The following is a 17,653-nucleotide window of genomic DNA, read 5'->3' as shown; positions in this document are numbered from 1 at the left end:
AGACCATGACGAAGGGCCGGGATCATAGCAAACCTGTGCGGTTTTAGAGCATGTCTTGGTTTTGCATGAATATCGTTCATGTTGGCGCGGATGTCGGACCGGTAGAATCGCTGCGTTTTTCCAGGATCAGGACCAGGGACATGTCGTATCGCCTCATCACCAGCATTTTTTTGCTGCTATTAAGCATCGGTGCGGCTGCGCAAGGACCGACGAGTTCCCCTGGCATTTCCTATAGCCGCGACATCCAGCCGATCTTTACTGAAAAGTGCGTGGCCTGCCATGCGTGCAATGACGCTGCCTGTCAGCTCAATCTGGGCAGCGGCGAGGGGGCCGCGCGGGGTGCGACCAAAGTTCCGGTCTACGACGGCGAGCGCAGTGTTGCCGCTGCACCGACCCGGCTGTTTTACGACGCCTTCGGCAAGCACGCGTGGCAGCAAAAGGGTTTCTATCCGGTCATCGATAACCAGGGCAGCCAAGCGGCCTTGATGGCGCGGATGCTGGAGTTGGGCCACAAAACGCCGCTCACACCCAACGCCAAATTGCCGGAGGACATTGTCCTGGGCCTCAATCGGGAAAACATGTGCGCCATGCCGGCCGAATTCGATGGCTATGCCAGCGCGCATCCAAAGGAAGGCATGCCCCTGGCGGTCACCGGCCTGACTGAGCAGCAATACCAGACGCTGCAGCGCTGGCTGGCGTCTGGCGCGCCCATCGATGAGCAAGGCCTGTTGCCTTCCGCAAAAGAAGCGTTGCAGGTGGTGCAGTGGGAAAACCTGCTCAATTCGCCGGGCGCGCGGCAAAGCCTGGTGGGGCGCTGGTTGTTCGAGCATTGGTTCCTCGCCCATCTGTACTTCAAGGACGGCGAGCCGGGGCACTTCTTCCAGTGGGTGCGTTCGCGCACGCCGACCGGCCAGCCGATTGACCTGATCAACACCCGGCGGCCAAACGACGATCCGGGCACTCAGGTGTATTACCGTTTGTGGCCGGTGCAGGGCGTGATTGTGCAGAAGACTCACATCACCTATCCGCTCAGCGCGCCGAAAATGGCGCGGATCAAAAGCCTCTTCTATAACGGCAACTGGCAGGTCAACGCGTTGCCAGGGTACGGGCCGGAGCGCCGGGCGAATCCGTTCACCACGTTTGAAGCCATTCCGGCTCAAGCGCGCTACCAGTTCATGCTCGATAACGCCGAATACTTCGTGCGCACGTTTATTCGGGGCCCGGTTTGCCGGGGCCAGATCGCCACAGACGTGATCCGTGACAACTTCTGGGCGCTGTTCCAGGCACCGGAACACGACCTCTACATCATCGACCCGATCTATCGCGGCCAGGCCACCCCCTTGCTGGCCATGCCGGGACAGAACGACGACGTCGGCAGCGTCCTGAGCCTGTGGCACGACTATCGCGACAAACGCAACGAGTACGAGGCGCTGCGCCGAGACAGCTATGCCGATTCGCCGGCGCCGAGCTGGTCAACGTTGTGGGCCGGCAATGACAACGCGTTGCTGAGCGTTTTTCGGCATTTCGACAGTGCCTCGGTGAACAAAGGCCTGATCGGAGACGTGCCGCAAACGCTGTGGCTGTTCGATTTTCCGCTGCTCGAACGCACCTATTACCAGTTGGCGGTCAACTTCGATGTATTCGGCAACGTCTCTCACCAGGCACAGACGCGTCTGTATTTCGATCTGATCCGTAACGGTGCCGAGCAGAATTTCTTGCGCCTGATGCCGGCCGATTCCCGGGACGGTTACCTCGACGATTGGTACCAGAGCGGCGGCAAGTTCAAGATGTGGCTCGATTACGAGGCCATCGACGACGACAAGCCTACGGCGCTGAAACTCGACGAAAAAGACCCCAAGCGCGATTTCGCCCTGCAACTGCTGGCCCTTTACGGCGACCTCGACGCCAGGCCCGATCCGATCAACCGTTGCGACGGCGCATACTGCTCGCGGCCGAACATCGACCCGGACTTGCAGAGTGCCGAACAAGTCCTGAGTCGCCTGGTTTCGCGTCCGGCAGCGGGGCTCAAGGTGATTGATCAACTACCGGAAGCGACGATGCTGCGTATTGAAACCGCGAGCGGCAAGCGCGAGATCTACAGCCTGCTGCGCAACCGCGCACATAGTAACGTCGCGTTCATCCTCGGAGAATCGCTGCGCTATCAGCCGGGGCTCGACACCCTGACCCTTTTTCCGGGCGTGCTGAGTAGCTATCCGAACTTCATGTTCAACATTCCGGCCGATCAGGTGCCGGCATTCGTCGACGCCATGGAAAACGCCAAGGACGCCAACCGCTTCGATAAAATCGTCGAACGTTGGGGCATCCGCCGCAGCCATCCGCAGTTCTGGTTTTACTTCCATGACCTGAGCCAATACGTGCACGAGACGGACCCGATGGAAGAGGGCGTGCTGGACATGAACCGGTACGAGAATCTTTGATCGACCTTTGATGATGGGCTGGTGTCGGACCTATAAGCGCCGCCAATCCCTCAATGTAGGAGCGAGCTTGCTCGCGATGGTGTGTCAGATGACGCTTGCTTAGCTGATACTCCATCGCGAGCAAGCTCGCTCCTACAGGGGATCTGCGGTGATTTGCGGGTTTGCAACCGGGAGGTCTGCTCATGTTGATCTCAGTACAGGCACTGCGCGCCATCGCGGCCTGGGCGGTGGTTTGCCATCATTTCATGCAGATTTTCTTCGACTTCCGGGCCCGTGGCCCGATCGGTCAGATGTTCATCGACAAGGGCGCGGTGGGCGTCGACATCTTCTTCGTAATCAGCGGACTGGTGATTTTCCTGTCCACCGAGGGTAAATCACTGCCACCGGGGCGTTTCCTGCTGTATCGACTGTTCCGCATCGTCCCCGCTTACTGGCTGTACACGGTGTTGATGGCGCTGCTGGTGGTGTTCGCTCAGCCGGTGTTGCCGGATCAAACCGTCGATTGGTCGCATTTCCTGCTATCGCTGCTGTTTATTCCCACGCAAAACCCGGGGGGCTACGGGATATATCCGACGCTGAATGTCGGCTGGACCCTCAACTACGAAATGCTGTTCTACCTGCTGTTTGCCTGGGCGTTGCTGTTCCGCCTGCAAGTCAGGCTGCTGATCGTCGCGGCGCTGCTGTTCGCGGTGTGCCAGGCCTGGACGGGTTATGGCTGGGTCAGCGAGTTTTATCGCTCGAATATCGTCTATGAGTTCCTGCTGGGGATCACCATCGGCATGGTCTACCGCCGAGGCTGGATCAAACCGGGGTTATGGCTGCCGTTGCTGGGGATCGGCGGCGCGCTGATGGCGATTTACCTGCTGCCGCCGGCACCACGATTGCTGGCCTGGGGCTTGCCGAGCGCCGTCCTGGTCATGGCGTGCATCGCATTGGAGCGCCATTTCGTGAACAACCGGGTGTTTGAACTGCTCGGCAATTGTTCCTACTCGGTGTACCTGATGCATGTGTTGGTGCTGTCGACCGGTGGATTCGTCGCACAACGCTACGGCTTGAATCCCTACGTCATGTTCGCGGTTTGCGCGGCGACTATCGGTCTGGCGTCCTGGGCAAGTTACGAATGGGTGGAAAAGCGCAGCTATCGGTGGCTTAAAGGCTGGATTGACGGCGAAACGGCCGCTCAACCGGCGCCGGCTCTTTCCCGACAAAAATACTAGGACTTTGTGCGGCGCGATGATTGGCGTAAACTGCGCCCAAGCCTGCGAGGAGTTTCCATGACCGCTATTACCATCACCGACGCCGCCCACGATTATCTGGCTGATCTGCTCTCCAAGCAGAACACCCCAGGCATTGGCATCCGCGTCTTTATCACCCAGCCTGGCACCCAGTACGCCGAAACCTGCATTGCTTACTGCAAGCCGGGCGAAGAAAAACCTGAAGACACGGCATTGGGGCTGAAAAGCTTCACTGCCTACATCGATTCGTTCAGCGAAGCCTTTCTCGATGACGCAGTCGTTGACTACGCCACCGACCGCATGGGCGGTCAGTTGACCATCAAGGCGCCAAACGCCAAAGTCCCGATGGTCAACGCCGACAGCCCGGTCAACGAGCGCATCAACTACTACCTGCAAACCGAGATCAACCCGGGGCTCGCGAGCCACGGCGGTCAGGTCAGCCTGATCGATGTGGTCGAAGACGGTATCGCCGTGCTGAAGTTCGGCGGCGGTTGCCAGGGCTGCGGCCAGGCGGACGTCACCTTGCGTGAAGGCATCGAGCGCACCTTGCTCGAGCGTATTCCCGAGCTCAAGGGTGTTCGTGACGTGACCGACCACACGCAGAAAGAAAACGCCTACTACTAAGTAAGGTGTTCGCTGCAGAAACGAAAAAACGGCGCCCCGTGAGCGCCGTTTTTTTATGGGTGAAGCTTTAAAAGATCGCAGCCTTCGGCAGCTCCTACAGGAGAGCGCATCCCCATGTAGGAGCTGCCGAAGGCTGCGATCTTTTGATCTTAGGGGCGATACAAATGCGCATGCCCCGCACGGTACAACGATGAATCGCTGAACTGATCGCTCCCCAACACCCGACCCACCAAAATCAACGCCGTACGCCGAAACCCCTTGGCTTCGACCTTCCCGGCGATATCCGCCAGCGTTCCCGCCACCCAATCCTGATCCGGCCAGGTCGCACGGTGGATCACCGCAATCGGACAATCCGCGCCGTAATGCGGCAGCAATTCAGCCAATATTTTCTGCAGATGATTCACCCCGAGATGAATCGCCATGGTTGCCCCATGCTGCGCCAGGCTCCCCAACTCTTCACCGGCCGGCATCGCAGTCTTGTCGGCATAGCGAGTCAGAATCACGCTCTGAGACACGTCCGGCAAGGTCAGTTCCGCCCCCAACAGCGCGGCACACGCCGCCGTCGCTGTCACACCGGGAATGATTTCAAACGGAATATCGAGTTTACGTAAATAACGAATCTGCTCGCCAATGGCCCCATAAAGACTCGGATCACCGGAGTGCACCCGTGCCACGTCCTGTCCGTTCCCGTGGGCCGTCTTGATCAGCTCGATGATTTGTTCCAGATGCAATTCGGCGCTGTTGACCACCTGTTCGGCGCAATGACCGTCGAGCACGGCAGTGGGCACCAGAGAGCCGGCATAGATGATCACCGGGCAGCTGCGAATCAGCCGTTGGCCTTTGACGGTGATCAACTCCGGGTCGCCCGGACCTGCGCCAATGAAGTAGACGGTCATCGTCGGTTCCTGTGAGAAAAAAGGGCCTGGGCAGGCTTCAGATGAAGATTGCTCATGATCGAAGGTGGTGATTATCGGGGATTTTACGCAGCGCAGGCCAATGCCAGGGTCGCCTGGGCATATTTTTGCCGCGAAATGAGCAATTTCGCCGGTGCCTGTGTCAGTTGTTCCACGAGGGCGAGGGCGGCACTTTCTGCAACGCCGTAGCAACCGGTGCGCTCGAAAGCGATGTCCGAACGGTGGCTGAGTCGCGGTTCATAGTCGGTCAATTGCGCGCTGCTGAAGTACATCAAGGGCAGCTCGAGTTGTGCAGCGAGTTCGAGCAGGCCAGGTTCATCACGCTTCAGGTCGATGCTGGCCAGCGCCTTGATCTGGTGAAGTTCGATTTGATGCGCCTGTAACGCCTGCTCGAGTAGCGCGCGCAGCGTGCTGACGGGGCAGCCGCGCTGGCAGCCCAGGCCGACCACTAAGGTCGGCGCTGTGCTGGCATCCGTCATGCGTGGTATTGGCCATCGCTTTTGCGGCGGAACAACCAGGCGCTGATCAGGCCCAGGGCCAGCCAGAATCCCATGTTGGTCAGCTGCGAAGCGATTTTGAACTGGGCTTCCAGGGCTTCCGGCGCGAGCATCGAGTGCACTTCCGGTTGTGGCGCGCCGATCACGTGTGGAACCACCAGGATGGCGGCACCCAGCACTTTCATCAGCCAGTGACGGCTGAACACGATCAGTGCGATACCGACAGCCGTGGAGGCGGCAGTGCCGATCCACCAGATCTGCCGTTGCGCCAGATCGGCTGCGACCGTGCCCGGCAGTTCCGGTGGCAGGCCCAGCGTCGGCGCCAACACGAAGGTCGCGTAACCGGCCAGGCCCCAGAGCAGGCCCTGAGAAGTTTTGGTCGGAGCACGCAAGGTGTAGAGACCGGCGAGCATCAAAGCGAAGCCGACAGCGACCACCAGGTTACCGCCAGTGGTCGACAGCACGCGCTGCCAGCCGTCTTCCGGCTCCCAGGCTTCGGCATCGTGGGTGTGCCCGGCCAAGGCAGCGTCGGCGTGTTCGTGAACTTCAACGGCCGGTGCGGCCTTCTCGTAGGTTTCCGCCTGAAGAATCAGCGGCGCCACCCAGAAACTTTGCAGCAGGGTCAGCAACAGGGCGGCCAGCAGCCCGGTGAAACCTGCGGTTTGCGCAATACGCTTGATCATGTCAGCAGGTCTCAATGGCACGGGAACGCGGAGCTGTGTCGGGTATCGTGCGCGGCGTTGTGCACGGCTTCGATGTGCGAGAAACCGGCGAAATACACCAGGCACGCGCCAAGGATTGACGCACACACGGCGGCGGTCAGACGTTGAGTCAGGGTCGTGGTGGTGCTGGCGGTGCTGTGGTCGGTGCTGCTGATGATCGACATGGCGCTTCCCTCTGGTCTGTCAGCGGGTGAATAGAGCGCATGGAGGACCCCTGCGAATCGGGCACGCAGAGATTCAAACAGCGCCCGCCCACCGCGGGTTTGTTATTCAGTGAACGTAATCGTCACTTTGTGTTGCGGGCCGGTCTCCGGGCTCACGAGGGGCTTTGGCGTCAGCCGAAACCTGCAAGAATCACCTTCCCATGCCGAACTGCTGTCACAGTGGATTTGATTCTTCGCTCGCTTACCGTTGCGGGGGCAGCACCGGACTGACATGGCTTTGAGTAAAGCACATGATTCACCGGTTTCCCGTTTCACCCTGTGAAGGGCACCCGTAACAAGATGCGTAGGAGAGCATGGGCGGGGGTTGGGCGTCAATTGGCAAGGGTTCTCAACTGCATGCCGGAACCCCGACTGGTCCCCTGTAGGAGCTGCCGAAGGCTGCGATCTTTTGACTTTGTTTTTTAAAAACAAGATCAAAAGATCGCAGCCTTCGGCAGCTCCTACAGGAGTAGCGGCAGGTCACGATTGACCCGCCCTCACACCATGCGTAGCCTTGCGCTTTCGAGGTTCTTCGGCGATTGCCGAAGCTAAGAAGGGAACGCGGTCGATGCCGCGGCTGCCCCCGCAACTGTGAACGGTGATGTTCGCTGCCACGCCACTGCACGCTTCAGCCCTGAAGCCCGCGGGAAGGCGCAGCAAACGCCAGTCTAGCGACAGGCACACCGTCAGCCAGGAGACCTGCCTCGAAACGAATTCTCACTACAACCGGGCGGGGTGATCCGGTGGCGAAATCTTCCGCGCGTTCAATCGCTGCGGTCGTCGTCCCGTTTGCCCGCCACCTTGCCAAAGGGCATCCGATGAAAACACTGGCCAAACTCCCCGTCACCATCGTTACCGGCTTCCTCGGCTCGGGCAAAACCACCTTGCTGCGGCACATGCTCGACAACGCACAGGGCCGCCGCATTGCGGTGATCGTCAACGAGTTCGGCGAGCTGGGCATCGACGGTGAAATCCTCAAGCAATGCTCCATCGGCTGCACTGAAGAAGAAGCCAACGGCCGCGTCTACGAACTGGCCAACGGCTGCCTGTGCTGCACCGTCCAGGAAGAATTCTTCCCGGTGATGCGCGAGCTGGTGGCCCGGCGCGGTGACCTCGACCACATCCTCATCGAGACCTCGGGCCTGGCGCTGCCAAAGCCTCTGGTCCAGGCCTTCCAGTGGCCGGAAATCCGCAGTGCCTGCACCGTTGACGCGGTGATCACCGTGGTCGACAGCCCGGCCGTGGCGGCTGGCACGTTTGCCGCGTTCCCGGATCAGGTCGATGCCCAGCGCAAACTCGACCCGAACCTGGACCACGAATCGCCACTGCACGAACTGTTCGCCGACCAATTGGCCAGCGCCGACCTGGTGATCCTCAACAAGGCCGACCTGATCAGCCCTGAAGACCTGGCCCGTGTTCGCCTGGAAGTCGCCGAAGAACTGCCGCCAGCCGTGAAGGTTATCGAAGCCAGCAGCGGTCGGGTGCCACTGGACGTGCTGATCGGCCTCGGCGCCGGTTCCGAAGAACACATCGACAGCCGTCACAGCCACCACGACCATCACCACGATGGCGACGATCATGACGACCATGATCACGATGCCTTCGACTCCATTTCCATCGAGCTGCCGCAAGCCGACGAAAGCCTGCTGATGGACGCGCTGACCCAACTGGTGGTCAAGCACGGCATCCTGCGGGTCAAAGGCTTCGCCGCGATCCCGAACAAACCGATGCGTTTGCTGATCCAGGGTGTGGGCACGCGTTTCGACAAGCACTTCGACCGTCAGTGGGGCGCCGATGAAGCGCGCACCACACGGCTGGTGTTGATCGGCCAGGAGCTGGACGCCGCTCAACTCGAAGCGCAATTGCGCGCTGCGCTCAGCGTTTAACCCATGCACCTGCTCAGGACCCAGCCCGGCGGTTTCGTGTCGGATGACAACATCGCCGACCTGGGACAAACCCCCGCCGAGCTGGTGATTCTGTGCAGCGGCGATTCCAGCCTCGCGCTGCTCGCCGAAGCCGCGCAGCAACTGCCCGACGATTACCCGAGCGTGCGCCTGGCCAACCCGATGCAGGTGCAGAACCATGCCTCGGTCGATCTGTATGTCGACGAAGTGCTGCGCCACGCCAAGGTGATCCTGATCTCGCTGCACGGTGGCATCGCCTATTGGCGTTACGGCGTCGAGCGGCTGGTTGAGCTGTCCCAGCGGGGCGTGCAGCTGATTCTGGTACCCGGCGATGATCGCCCGGACCCGGAGCTCAGCGACTTGAGCACCGTGGTCGCTGAAGACCGGGATCGGCTCTGGCAGTTTCTGCGTCAGGGCGGTATGCGCAATGCTCTGGATTTCTTCCGTTGCCTGGCCAATCGTTGGCTGGATCGCGACTACGCCTGGGCCGAGCCGCAAACCCTGCCGCGCACCGCGATCTACCACCCGCACAAAAGCCCCGCTGAACTGAGCGATTGGCAAGCCGACTGGCAGGCCGGTCAACCGGTGGCGGCGGTGCTGTTTTATCGCTCGCATTTGCAGGCGGCGAACACTGCTTTCATCGATGTTTTTTGCCAGCGTTTGCAGGCGGCGGGATTGAACCCGCTGCCGATCGCGGTGGCCAGTTTGAAAGAGCCCGGCTGCCTGACGGTGGTCGAGGACCTGCTGGATGAAACCGAAGCCGGCGTGATTCTCAACACCACCGGCTTCGCCCAATCCAGCCCCGAAGCGCCGCACTTGCGGCCGTTCCGACGCAACATTCCGGTGATCCAGGCGATCTGCGCGCAGGACAACGAGCCCGGCTGGCGTGCCAGCGAACAAGGCCTCGGCCCGCGCGACCTGGCGATGCACATTGCGCTGCCGGAACTCGACGGGCGGATCATCAGCCGACCGATCAGCTTCAAGGATCTGGCGTGGCGCAGCGAGCGCAGCCAGTCCGACGTCGTGTGTTATCGGCCGCAACCGGAACGCATGGATTTTGTCGCTGAACTGGCGCGGCGCTGGATTGATCTGGCGCGAGTGCCGAATGCTGAAAAACGCATCGCGTTGATCCTCGCCAACTACCCGACTCGCGACGGTCGCATTGGTAATGGAGTTGGCCTCGACACCCCGGCCGCTGCGCTGAATATCCTGCGTGCACTTCATAAAGAAGGTTATCCGCTGCCGGCCGAGTTACCGGACAGCGGGACCGCGTTGATCCAGCAATTGCTTGGTGGTGTCAGCAACGATCTCGACACCCTCGACCAGCGTCCATGTCAGCAAAGTCTGGCGATGGACGACTATTTGCTGATGTTCAACGCCTTACCCGAAGCCAACCGTCAAGCCGTAATGGATCGCTGGGGGGCACCTGAAAGCGATCCGATGTTTCGTGGCGGCCGGATGATGATCGCCGGTCTGCGTTTTGGCCTGACCTTCGTCGGCATTCAACCGGCCCGCGGTTATCAGGTTGATCCGAGCGCGGTCTATCACGACCCGGACCTGGTGCCGCCACACGCCTATCTGGCGTTCTACTTCTGGCTGCGCAACACCTACGGCGCCCACGGCGTGATTCACGTCGGCAAGCACGGCAACCTCGAATGGCTGCCGGGCAAAGGCGTCGGGCTCTCGGAAAATTGCTGGCCGGACGCGCTGCTCGGGCCGCTGCCGAATATTTACCCCTTCATCGTCAACGACCCGGGCGAGGGTGCCCAGGCCAAGCGCCGCACCCAGGCAGTGATCATCGATCATTTGATGCCGCCGCTGACCCGCGCCGAAACCTACGGGCCGCTGCGCAACCTTGAGCTGTTGGCCGACGAATATTACGAAGCGCAACTGCTCGATCCTCGCCGCGCCCGCGAGTTGCAGCGCGACATCCTGCAACTGGTGCGCGATACGCACATCGACCGTGAACTGCAACTCGACGAGAAACTGGACAGCGACGCCGATGCGGCGATCTGGCTGCCGCGCCTGGACACGTACTTGTGCGATTTGAAGGAATCGCAGATCCGCGATGGCCTGCACATTTTCGGCGAATCGCCGACCGGGCGCTTGCGTATCGATACCTTGCTGGCGCTGCTGCGGATTCCCCGTGGCGACGGGCGTGGGGCGCAATCGAGTTTGCTGCGGGCGTTGGCCAAGGCGTTCGAATTGGGCTTCGATCCGCTGGATTGTGCGTTGGCCGAGCCATGGGCCGGACCTCGTCCAGCTGAATTGCAGCGCGTCGCTGATGAAGTCTGGCGCACCGCCGGTGACACCCGCGAACGCCTCGAGTTGTTCGCCGCACAATTGATCTCGCAGACACTGGATCAATCTCAAGCCACGCACGGACCCTGTGGGAGCGGGCTTGCTCGCGAAAGCGGAGTGTCAGTCGACGTTGATTTGTCTGACATACCGCTTTCGCGAGCAAGCCCGCTCCCACAGGGGGCAGGTTGGTCCGAAGTAGGCGCCATCATCGACAACCTGCGCGAAGTCGTCGCGCCACGCCTGGACGCCTGCGGCCCTGCGGAAATGCGCGGCCTGCTCGACGCCCTCAGCGGTCGTTTTGTCCCCGCCGGCCCCAGCGGTGCGCCAAGTCGCGGTCGCCTGGACGTGCTGCCCACCGGGCGCAACTTCTATTCGGTGGACGTGCGCAACCTGCCGACCACCACCGCGTGGCGCATAGGCTTCCAGTCGGCCAACCTGATTCTCGAACGACATTTGCAGGACCACGGCGATCACCTGCTTCAGCTTGGCCTGTCAGTCTGGGGCACCGCGACCATGCGCACCGGCGGCGATGACATCGCGCAAGCCATGGCGCTGATGGGCGTGCGTCCGGTCTGGGCGACGGGCAGTCAACGAGTCGATGACTTTGAAATCCTACCGCTGAGCCTGCTCGACCGACCGCGGGTGGACGTGACCTTGCGCGTGTCCGGGTTCTTCCGCGATGCGTTTGCCAACCTGATCCGTCTGTTCGATGCGGCGGTGCAAGCGGTTGCCGCGCTGGATGAACCGGATAATTTGAACCCGTTGGCCGCCAAAGTCCGCGCCGAGCGTGAAGCGCTGATGCAATCGGGATTGGATGAAGAGGCGGCGAGACGCCAGGCCGGCTGGCGCATTTTCGGGGCCAAACCCGGTGCGTACGGCGCGGGTGTGCAGGGCGCCATCGACGGTCGTCTGTGGCAAAGCCGCGACGACCTGGCCGAGGTTTACCTGAACTGGGGCGGCTACGCTTACGGCGGCTCCGACGAAGGCACCGCCGCCCGCGAACAGTTCGCCCAGCGCTTGAGCCAGGTGCAAGCGGTCCTGCAAAACCAGGACAATCGCGAGCATGACTTGCTCGACTCAAACGACTATTACCAGTTCCAGGGCGGCATGCTCGCTGCCGTGGAAAGCCTCAGCGGCGAAGCGGCAGCCAGTTACCATGGCGACCACAGCCAGCCGGACCTGCCAAGGATTCGAACCCTGAAGGAAGAGCTGAACCGGGTGATTCGTTCCCGAGCGGCTAACCCTAAGTGGATCGATGGCGTGAAGCGTCACGGCTATAAAGGCGCGTTTGAACTGGCGGCGACGGTCGATAATGTGTTCGCCTTCGACGCCACGACGCAACTGATCGATGATCACCAGTATGCGTTGCTTGCGGATGCGTATCTGCTGGACCCGGCGACCCGGGATTTTGTCCGGGAGCATAACCCTCATGCGTTGCGCGACATGACCGAGCGCATGCTCGAAGCGCAGCAACGGGGGATGTGGAAGGAGCCGGGCGAGTATCGCGAGGCGCTGGAGAATTTGTTGCTCGATATAGAAGAAGACAGCTAGTGCACCGCGAATCCTGTGGGAGCGGGCTTGCTCGCGAAGGCGGCGTGTCAGGCAACATCAATATTGCATGACCCACCGCATTCGCGAGCAAGCCCGCTCCCACAGGGGAGGAGTTGCAGCTGATAGATCACCGACCATGACCGAGAATTAATAATGACCGACACCCCCCATTTCCCGCTCTCCGCCGTGGTCGGCGCCGACGATCTCAAGCTCGCCCTGTGCCTCACCGCCATCGACCCGAAGATCGGCGGCGTACTGATCGAAGGCCCGCGCGGCATGGCCAAATCGACCTTGGCTCGAGGTCTCGCGGACCTGCTCGCCAGCGGTCAATTCGTCACCTTGCCGCTCGGTGCCACCGAAGAGCGCCTGGTCGGCACCCTCGACCTTGACGCGGCCCTGAGCGAAGGGCGTGCGCAATTCTCCCCCGGCGTATTGGCCAAGGCTGACGGCGGCGTGCTTTACGTCGACGAAGTCAATCTGCTGCCGGATCACCTCGTAGACCTGCTGCTCGATGTAGCCGCCAGCGGCACCAACCTGATTGAGCGCGACGGCATATCCCACCGCCATTCGGCGAAGTTCGTGCTGATTGGCACCATGAACCCTGAAGAGGGTGAATTGCGTCCGCAGCTGCTTGACCGTTTTGGCTTGAACGTCGCTCTCAGCGGTCACACCGCGCCAGCCGAACGTGGCCAGATCATCCGCCGTCGCCTCGATTTCGACAGCGATCCCCAAGCCTTCTGCGCCCACTGGGAAAACCAGCAGCAATCGCTGCGTGAGCGTTGCGAGCACGCACGCAGCGCGCTGGCGAACATCCCGCTCGACGACAGCGCACTGGCACAGATCACCGAGCGCTGTTTTGCTGCCGGCGTCGACGGCCTGCGTGCCGATCTGGTCTGGTTGCGGGCGGCCCGTGCCCACGCCGCGTGGCGAGGGGCGAGCGCGATCAGCCTTGAGGATATCGACGCGGTGGCCGAGTTCGCCTTGCGTCATCGTCGCCGCGAGCAATCGCCACCTGCACCGCAACAGAACCAGGCGCCCTCCAATCAAACCGCCAGCCCCAGCGAAGGTCAGGGCCAATGGGGCGAAATGCCGGCCCAGACGCTGCCGGTCGGCGCCCGACGTGAAGTGCCGAGCTGGCCAAAAAAGCCCTAGGCATTCGCCCTCGATCTGACGCGGGGGCGGATGCCAGGCCCCGTGCCGGACGGCTGGATAACGGCAAGCAGGGCAAGCGTCACGCCGCGCGTAGCGGCTCGGTCAATTGGCCCGGTACCTTGCTTAACGGCCGCCCGCGTCAGCGCGAGGATGTGTTGTTTCACCTGCGCACCCGCTCGCCCCATGAACTGTGGCTGGTAATCGTTGACGCCTCGGCCTCGACGCGGCGCCATCAAGCATTAAGCGATGCCAAGGGTTTGCTGGCCCAATTGTTCGACGACGCCTACCGCCAGCGCGCACGCCTGGCCTTGCTCACGGCCAGCGGCCACACGCCGAAATGGCAGGTGCAAGGGTTGAAAGCGTCCGCCGGTTTGCGCGACTGGCTCGATGGATTGGGCGCGGGCGGCGGCACGCCGTTACTGGCGGCGCTGGGCGAGGCAGGGCGCTGGTTGGGGGCTCGGCAGAAGCGCTTTCCAGCGGAAAAGCAGCGACTGTTGTTGGTTACCGATGGCCGTTTGAAGGACTGGGCGATGTTGCCCGCGTTCGACTGCCCGGGGCTGTTGATCGACATCGAGCGTGGGCCGATCCGGTTGGGACGTGCGAAGCAGTTGGCATTAGAACTACAAGCCGATTATCGGCATATCGATGATATGTAGTGCATCGAAAAGATCGCAGCCTTCGGCAGCTCCTACAGAAGCATGCGTACTCCTGTAGGAGCTGCCGAAGGCTGCGATCTTTTGATCTTACTTGCCCATCGCCTGTCGGTATTGTCGAGTCCGCCGAGCGATGTACACCTGATCCAGAATCAACGCCAGCAGCGCCGAAACCCCTGGCCGAGTCTGACGCCCGCGGCTCAGGCGATGGAGCTGGAACTTCACCACCGCCATGCTCGCCAGTGCGGCCAGCGGCTTGCGTTTCCAGCGGATCGGCGGCAATTGCGGATGACTGTTGCGGCCTTCGCGCCAGTGTTTGACCAACTGCGGTTCGAGCGCCAGCGCGGTGCCGATCCCGGCCATGGCGATGCCGCTGTCCAGCACCTGTTCGACGATCGCCAGGCGTCGAATCCCGCCGGTCACCATCACCGGCATGCGCGCCACACTGGCCAGTTCGCCGGCCATCTCCAGGAAATACGCCTCGCGCGCCAGCGTCCGGCCATCCCGTGCCTCGCCTTGCATGGCCGGTGCTTCGTAACTGCCGCCGGAGAGTTCCAGCAGGTCCAGCGGCTGATCGTTGAGCCACTCAATCACTTGCCGCGCATCATCGGCATCGAAGCCGCCGCGCTGAAAGTCTGCGGAATTGAGCTTCACCGCGACGCAAAACTGCGGCGACACTGATTGACGCACGGCGCTGACCACCGCCAGTAGCAGGCGCGCGCGATTTTCCACGGACCCACCCCAGTGATCAGTACGGCGATTGGTCAGCGGCGAGAGAAACTGGCTGATCAGGTAACCGTGTGCGGCATGAATCTGTACGCCAGTGAACCCGGCTTTTTCCGCCAGCGCGGCGCTGGTGGCGAAGCGTTGAATGACCTCTTCGATATCGCGCTCGCTCATGGGCTTGGGCTCGGCAAACAGCTTCGAAAACCCGCCCAGATCCAGGGCCACCGCCGAAGGCGCCAACGCCTGCTGACCGAGGTTGGCCATGGTCTGGCGGCCGGGATGGTTAAGCTGCACCCAGAACTGCGCCCCGCCGGAGCGGCCAATCGTTGCCCATTGGCGGAAGCGATCAAGGTGGCGATCGTCTTCCAGCACTACGCCCGCGGGCCCGGTCATGGCGCGGCGGTCGATCATCACGTTACCGGTCAGCAGCAGGCCGGCCTCGCCGTCGGCCCACGCCTGATACAGCTGGAACAACGCATCGGCCGGTGCCTGCGCGGTGTCAGCAAGGTTCTCTTCCATCGCGGCTTTGGCGATGCGATTGCCGATGGTCTGGCCGTTGGGCAAATTCAACGCTTGGAAGGGCGACATGCTTGACTCCTCATCAGTGAAGAGCAGAGGCTAAGCTTAAAGTTAACTTTAATGTCAAGCAGGCAAATGAGGTCGTGATGAAGATTGGTGAATTGGCGCAGTTGAGCGGGTTGAACGCGTCGCGTATCCGGTTCTACGAGGCGCAGGGACTGATTCAGAAAGTGGAGCGCCGGGCGAATGGCTACCGGCATTATCCCGACCAAGTGCTGCAAACGCTGAATCTCATCGCCTGTGCCCAGCAAGCTGGATTCAGCCTGGAAGAGTTGAGGCAGCTGTTGCCGGACACCGCCACCGGCGAGTTCAAGCATGCCGAACTGGTGGCGGGACTGAGGCGCAAAGTCGATCAGATCGAAGAAATGCAGCTGCACCTGGCGCAGAGCAAGGCGAAGCTGCTATCAGTGATCGACGACATTCAGGCGCGGCCCGACGGTATGGGCTGCGATGCGAATGCCGAGCGGGTGTTGGCGTCATTCAAGCATTCGCGCTGATGGCGGTAGCTGATGGGGCGGGAATCGGATGGCGCATCAGCGTGCCGACCACCAGCGCTCCTAGCAATGCCAGTAAACCGGCGACCCACAGCAACAGGCTGAACCCGCCGACAAAGGCTTGCCGCGCCAACGGCTCGACCATCGAGCGAGCGCTGTCGGGTAACAGGCTCATCGCCGCCGCCATGTCCCCGGCCACCACCCGCGAGGCGATGCCCTGGGTTTGGCCAAGCCATTGCGCGCCCTGTGCCGACAGACTGCTGCGCAACAACAGTTCGGTGTGGCTGGCGAGCAACGCACCGAACACGCCGATGGCCAGCACGATCGCGCTGAAACGCATGGTGGTGCTCATGCCGGACGCCATGCCGGTGCGCTCCCGTGGCACGCAGGCCATGATGTTCTTTTGCGTGTCGCCATTGAGCAGCCCGGCACCGGCGCCGGTCACGGCAATCGCCAAGGCGAAGGGCCAATAGCCGCCGCTGCTGACGGCCCAGGCACTGAGCAGGTTACCGCAGCCGACCAGCGTCAACCCCGTGGCCATCAGCGTCGACGGCGTATACCGCCCCGTCAGGCGAGCGCCGATGCGCGGGCCAATCAGCATGGTCAGGGCAAACGGCAACATGCCCAGGCCCGAGGCGATGGCCGAAAACCCCAAGCCGTTCTGTAAGTAAAACGGCAGCAGGGTCATCATCACCTGGGCGCATCCGGCGTAGGCAAACATCCCTAAGAGCGCGCCGATGAATCGCGGGTGTTTGAATAAACTCAGGTCGACCATCGGCCGCTGTTGCATCCGCTCAATCACCACGAACAGCCCCAGCAGCAGGGCGCCGCCGATGAGTCGGGTGTAGGTCAGCGGATGGTTCCAGCCGACCCGGTTGGCCTCGATCAGGCCCCAGATCAGGCACAGCAGGCTCGCACTGAACGCCAGGCTACCCCAGGGGTCGAGGCGTGCCGATTGGGTGTCGCGAGAGTCGGGCACGGCGCGCCAGACCATCGCCATCAGGAACAGGCCCACCGGCACGTTGAGGTAAAAAATCCAGCGCCAGCCAATGTATTCGGTAATCAGCCCGCCCACCGTCGGCGCGGCGGTCATCGCCACGCCCATGCAAGCGCCCCAGAAGGCCCAGGCCTTGGCCCGTTCTACTTCGTCGTGAAAAGTGTGACCGATGGAGGCCAGGGCCGACGTCAGCAGCAGCGCCGCGCCAACGCCCTTGAGCGCCCGGGCGATGTCGAGGAACAGCGCGTTGGGCGCCGCACCGCAACCCACGGACGCGAGAATAAAAAGACCGAGACCGCACAGCAGGGTTTTCTGGCGGCCGAAGCGGTCGGCGATGCTGCCGGCCGGGAGTAACAGCGCGGCGAACGCCAGCATGTAGGCGCTCACCACCCATTCGATGTCAGCAAAGTTCGCCCCAAGATCCCGGGCAATGCTGGGCAAGGTCACGGCGACGATATTGGTATCGAGCACGATCAGCGAACACACCGCCGACGCGGTGAGCAGGGTCAAGCGTGGACTGACCTGGTTCATGGCGTGGTTACCTGTTGGGCAAGGTCGTGGGTGGTGGCGGTGACAAGGGGTTTGACGTGCATAGTGTGGGCTCTCTACTGTGATTGCAGAGCGAGCTTATCGCGACCTCTTGCGGGCTTTGTTAGCCAGGCA

Annotated in this window: 14 protein-coding genes and 2 riboswitches; of the genes, 8 read left to right on the top strand and 6 right to left on the bottom strand. The window is 61.8% G+C overall.

What is annotated here, in order from left to right:
• Positions 1-140 precede the first annotated feature (140 nt).
• The 3 genes from ACA052_RS16615 (at position 141) to nfuA (ending at position 4,297) form a co-directional block, all read left to right on the top strand.
• Positions 141-2,438 carry a fatty acid cis/trans isomerase gene (locus ACA052_RS16615; protein ID WP_497645841.1) on the top strand — a complete coding sequence of 766 codons (2,298 nt, stop codon included), beginning with the start codon at positions 141-143 and terminating at the stop codon, positions 2,436-2,438.
• A gap of 182 nt (positions 2,439-2,620) precedes the next feature.
• Positions 2,621-3,655, top strand: a complete 1,035-nt coding sequence (locus ACA052_RS16610; RefSeq protein WP_497645840.1) for an acyltransferase family protein — start codon at positions 2,621-2,623, stop codon at positions 3,653-3,655.
• Positions 3,656-3,712: 57 nt separating this feature from the next.
• Positions 3,713-4,297, top strand: coding sequence for a Fe-S biogenesis protein NfuA (gene nfuA / locus ACA052_RS16605; RefSeq protein WP_007898222.1), 585 nt, complete (start codon positions 3,713-3,715; stop codon positions 4,295-4,297).
• A gap of 149 nt (positions 4,298-4,446) precedes the next feature.
• Here the strand turns inward: nfuA and cobM are convergent, their stop codons facing one another.
• From cobM to ACA052_RS16585, 4 genes are all read right to left on the bottom strand, one after another.
• Positions 4,447-5,193 (bottom strand): precorrin-4 C(11)-methyltransferase, encoded by a 747-nt coding sequence (cobM, locus tag ACA052_RS16600; protein WP_497645839.1) that lies wholly within the window; start codon positions 5,191-5,193, stop codon positions 4,447-4,449.
• 83 nt (positions 5,194-5,276) lie between these two features.
• A complete protein-coding gene (locus ACA052_RS16595; protein WP_497645838.1) occupies positions 5,277-5,690 on the bottom strand; it encodes a cobalamin biosynthesis protein in 414 nt (137 codons plus the stop codon).
• Complete coding sequence (locus ACA052_RS16590; protein ID WP_497645837.1) at positions 5,687-6,391, bottom strand: CbtA family protein; 705 nt, start codon at positions 6,389-6,391, stop codon at positions 5,687-5,689. Before ACA052_RS16590 ends, ACA052_RS16595 begins: the two co-directional genes overlap by 4 nt.
• Before the next feature lie 11 nt (positions 6,392-6,402).
• Complete coding sequence (locus ACA052_RS16585) at positions 6,403-6,594, bottom strand: CbtB domain-containing protein (RefSeq protein ID WP_497645836.1); 192 nt, start codon at positions 6,592-6,594, stop codon at positions 6,403-6,405.
• A gap of 120 nt (positions 6,595-6,714) precedes the next feature.
• Positions 6,715-6,942: riboswitch (cobalamin riboswitch) on the bottom strand.
• 199 nt (positions 6,943-7,141) lie between these two features.
• Positions 7,142-7,354: riboswitch (cobalamin riboswitch) on the top strand.
• A 97-nt stretch (positions 7,355-7,451) separates the two neighbouring features.
• Here ACA052_RS16585 and cobW point away from each other — a divergent pair.
• The 4 genes from cobW (at position 7,452) to ACA052_RS16565 (ending at position 14,197) form a co-directional block, all read left to right on the top strand.
• A complete protein-coding gene (gene cobW, locus ACA052_RS16580) occupies positions 7,452-8,519 on the top strand; it encodes a cobalamin biosynthesis protein CobW (RefSeq protein ID WP_497645835.1) in 1,068 nt (355 codons plus the stop codon).
• A gap of 3 nt (positions 8,520-8,522) precedes the next feature.
• The gene (gene cobN / locus ACA052_RS16575; protein WP_497645834.1) at positions 8,523-12,389 is read left to right on the top strand and encodes a cobaltochelatase subunit CobN; all 3,867 of its coding nucleotides are present in this window, start codon (positions 8,523-8,525) and stop codon (positions 12,387-12,389) included.
• A gap of 153 nt (positions 12,390-12,542) precedes the next feature.
• Positions 12,543-13,541 (top strand): magnesium chelatase ATPase subunit I, encoded by a 999-nt coding sequence (locus ACA052_RS16570; protein WP_497645833.1) that lies wholly within the window; start codon positions 12,543-12,545, stop codon positions 13,539-13,541.
• A 53-nt stretch (positions 13,542-13,594) separates the two neighbouring features.
• Entirely contained in the window at positions 13,595-14,197 is a 603-nt protein-coding gene (locus ACA052_RS16565; RefSeq protein ID WP_497650342.1) for a vWA domain-containing protein, read from the top strand.
• Between the two features lie 87 nt (positions 14,198-14,284).
• Here the strand turns inward: ACA052_RS16565 and ACA052_RS16560 are convergent, their stop codons facing one another.
• Positions 14,285-15,508 (bottom strand): NADH:flavin oxidoreductase/NADH oxidase family protein, encoded by a 1,224-nt coding sequence (locus ACA052_RS16560; protein ID WP_497645832.1) that lies wholly within the window; start codon positions 15,506-15,508, stop codon positions 14,285-14,287.
• 77 nt (positions 15,509-15,585) lie between these two features.
• Here ACA052_RS16560 and ACA052_RS16555 point away from each other — a divergent pair, with 77 nt between their 5' ends.
• On the top strand, positions 15,586-15,996 hold the full coding sequence (locus ACA052_RS16555; protein ID WP_497645831.1) for a MerR family transcriptional regulator: 411 nt from the start codon (positions 15,586-15,588) through the stop codon (positions 15,994-15,996).
• Here the strand turns inward: ACA052_RS16555 and ACA052_RS16550 are convergent.
• The gene (locus ACA052_RS16550; protein ID WP_497645830.1) at positions 15,980-17,521 is read right to left on the bottom strand and encodes an MFS transporter; all 1,542 of its coding nucleotides are present in this window, start codon (positions 17,519-17,521) and stop codon (positions 15,980-15,982) included. The genes ACA052_RS16555 and ACA052_RS16550 overlap by 17 nt on opposite strands.
• Positions 17,522-17,653: the final 132 nt, after the last annotated feature.

Source organism: Pseudomonas sp. LBUM1644, from assembly GCF_059716195.1.
This window is presented reverse-complemented; position numbering and strand designations above follow the sequence as displayed.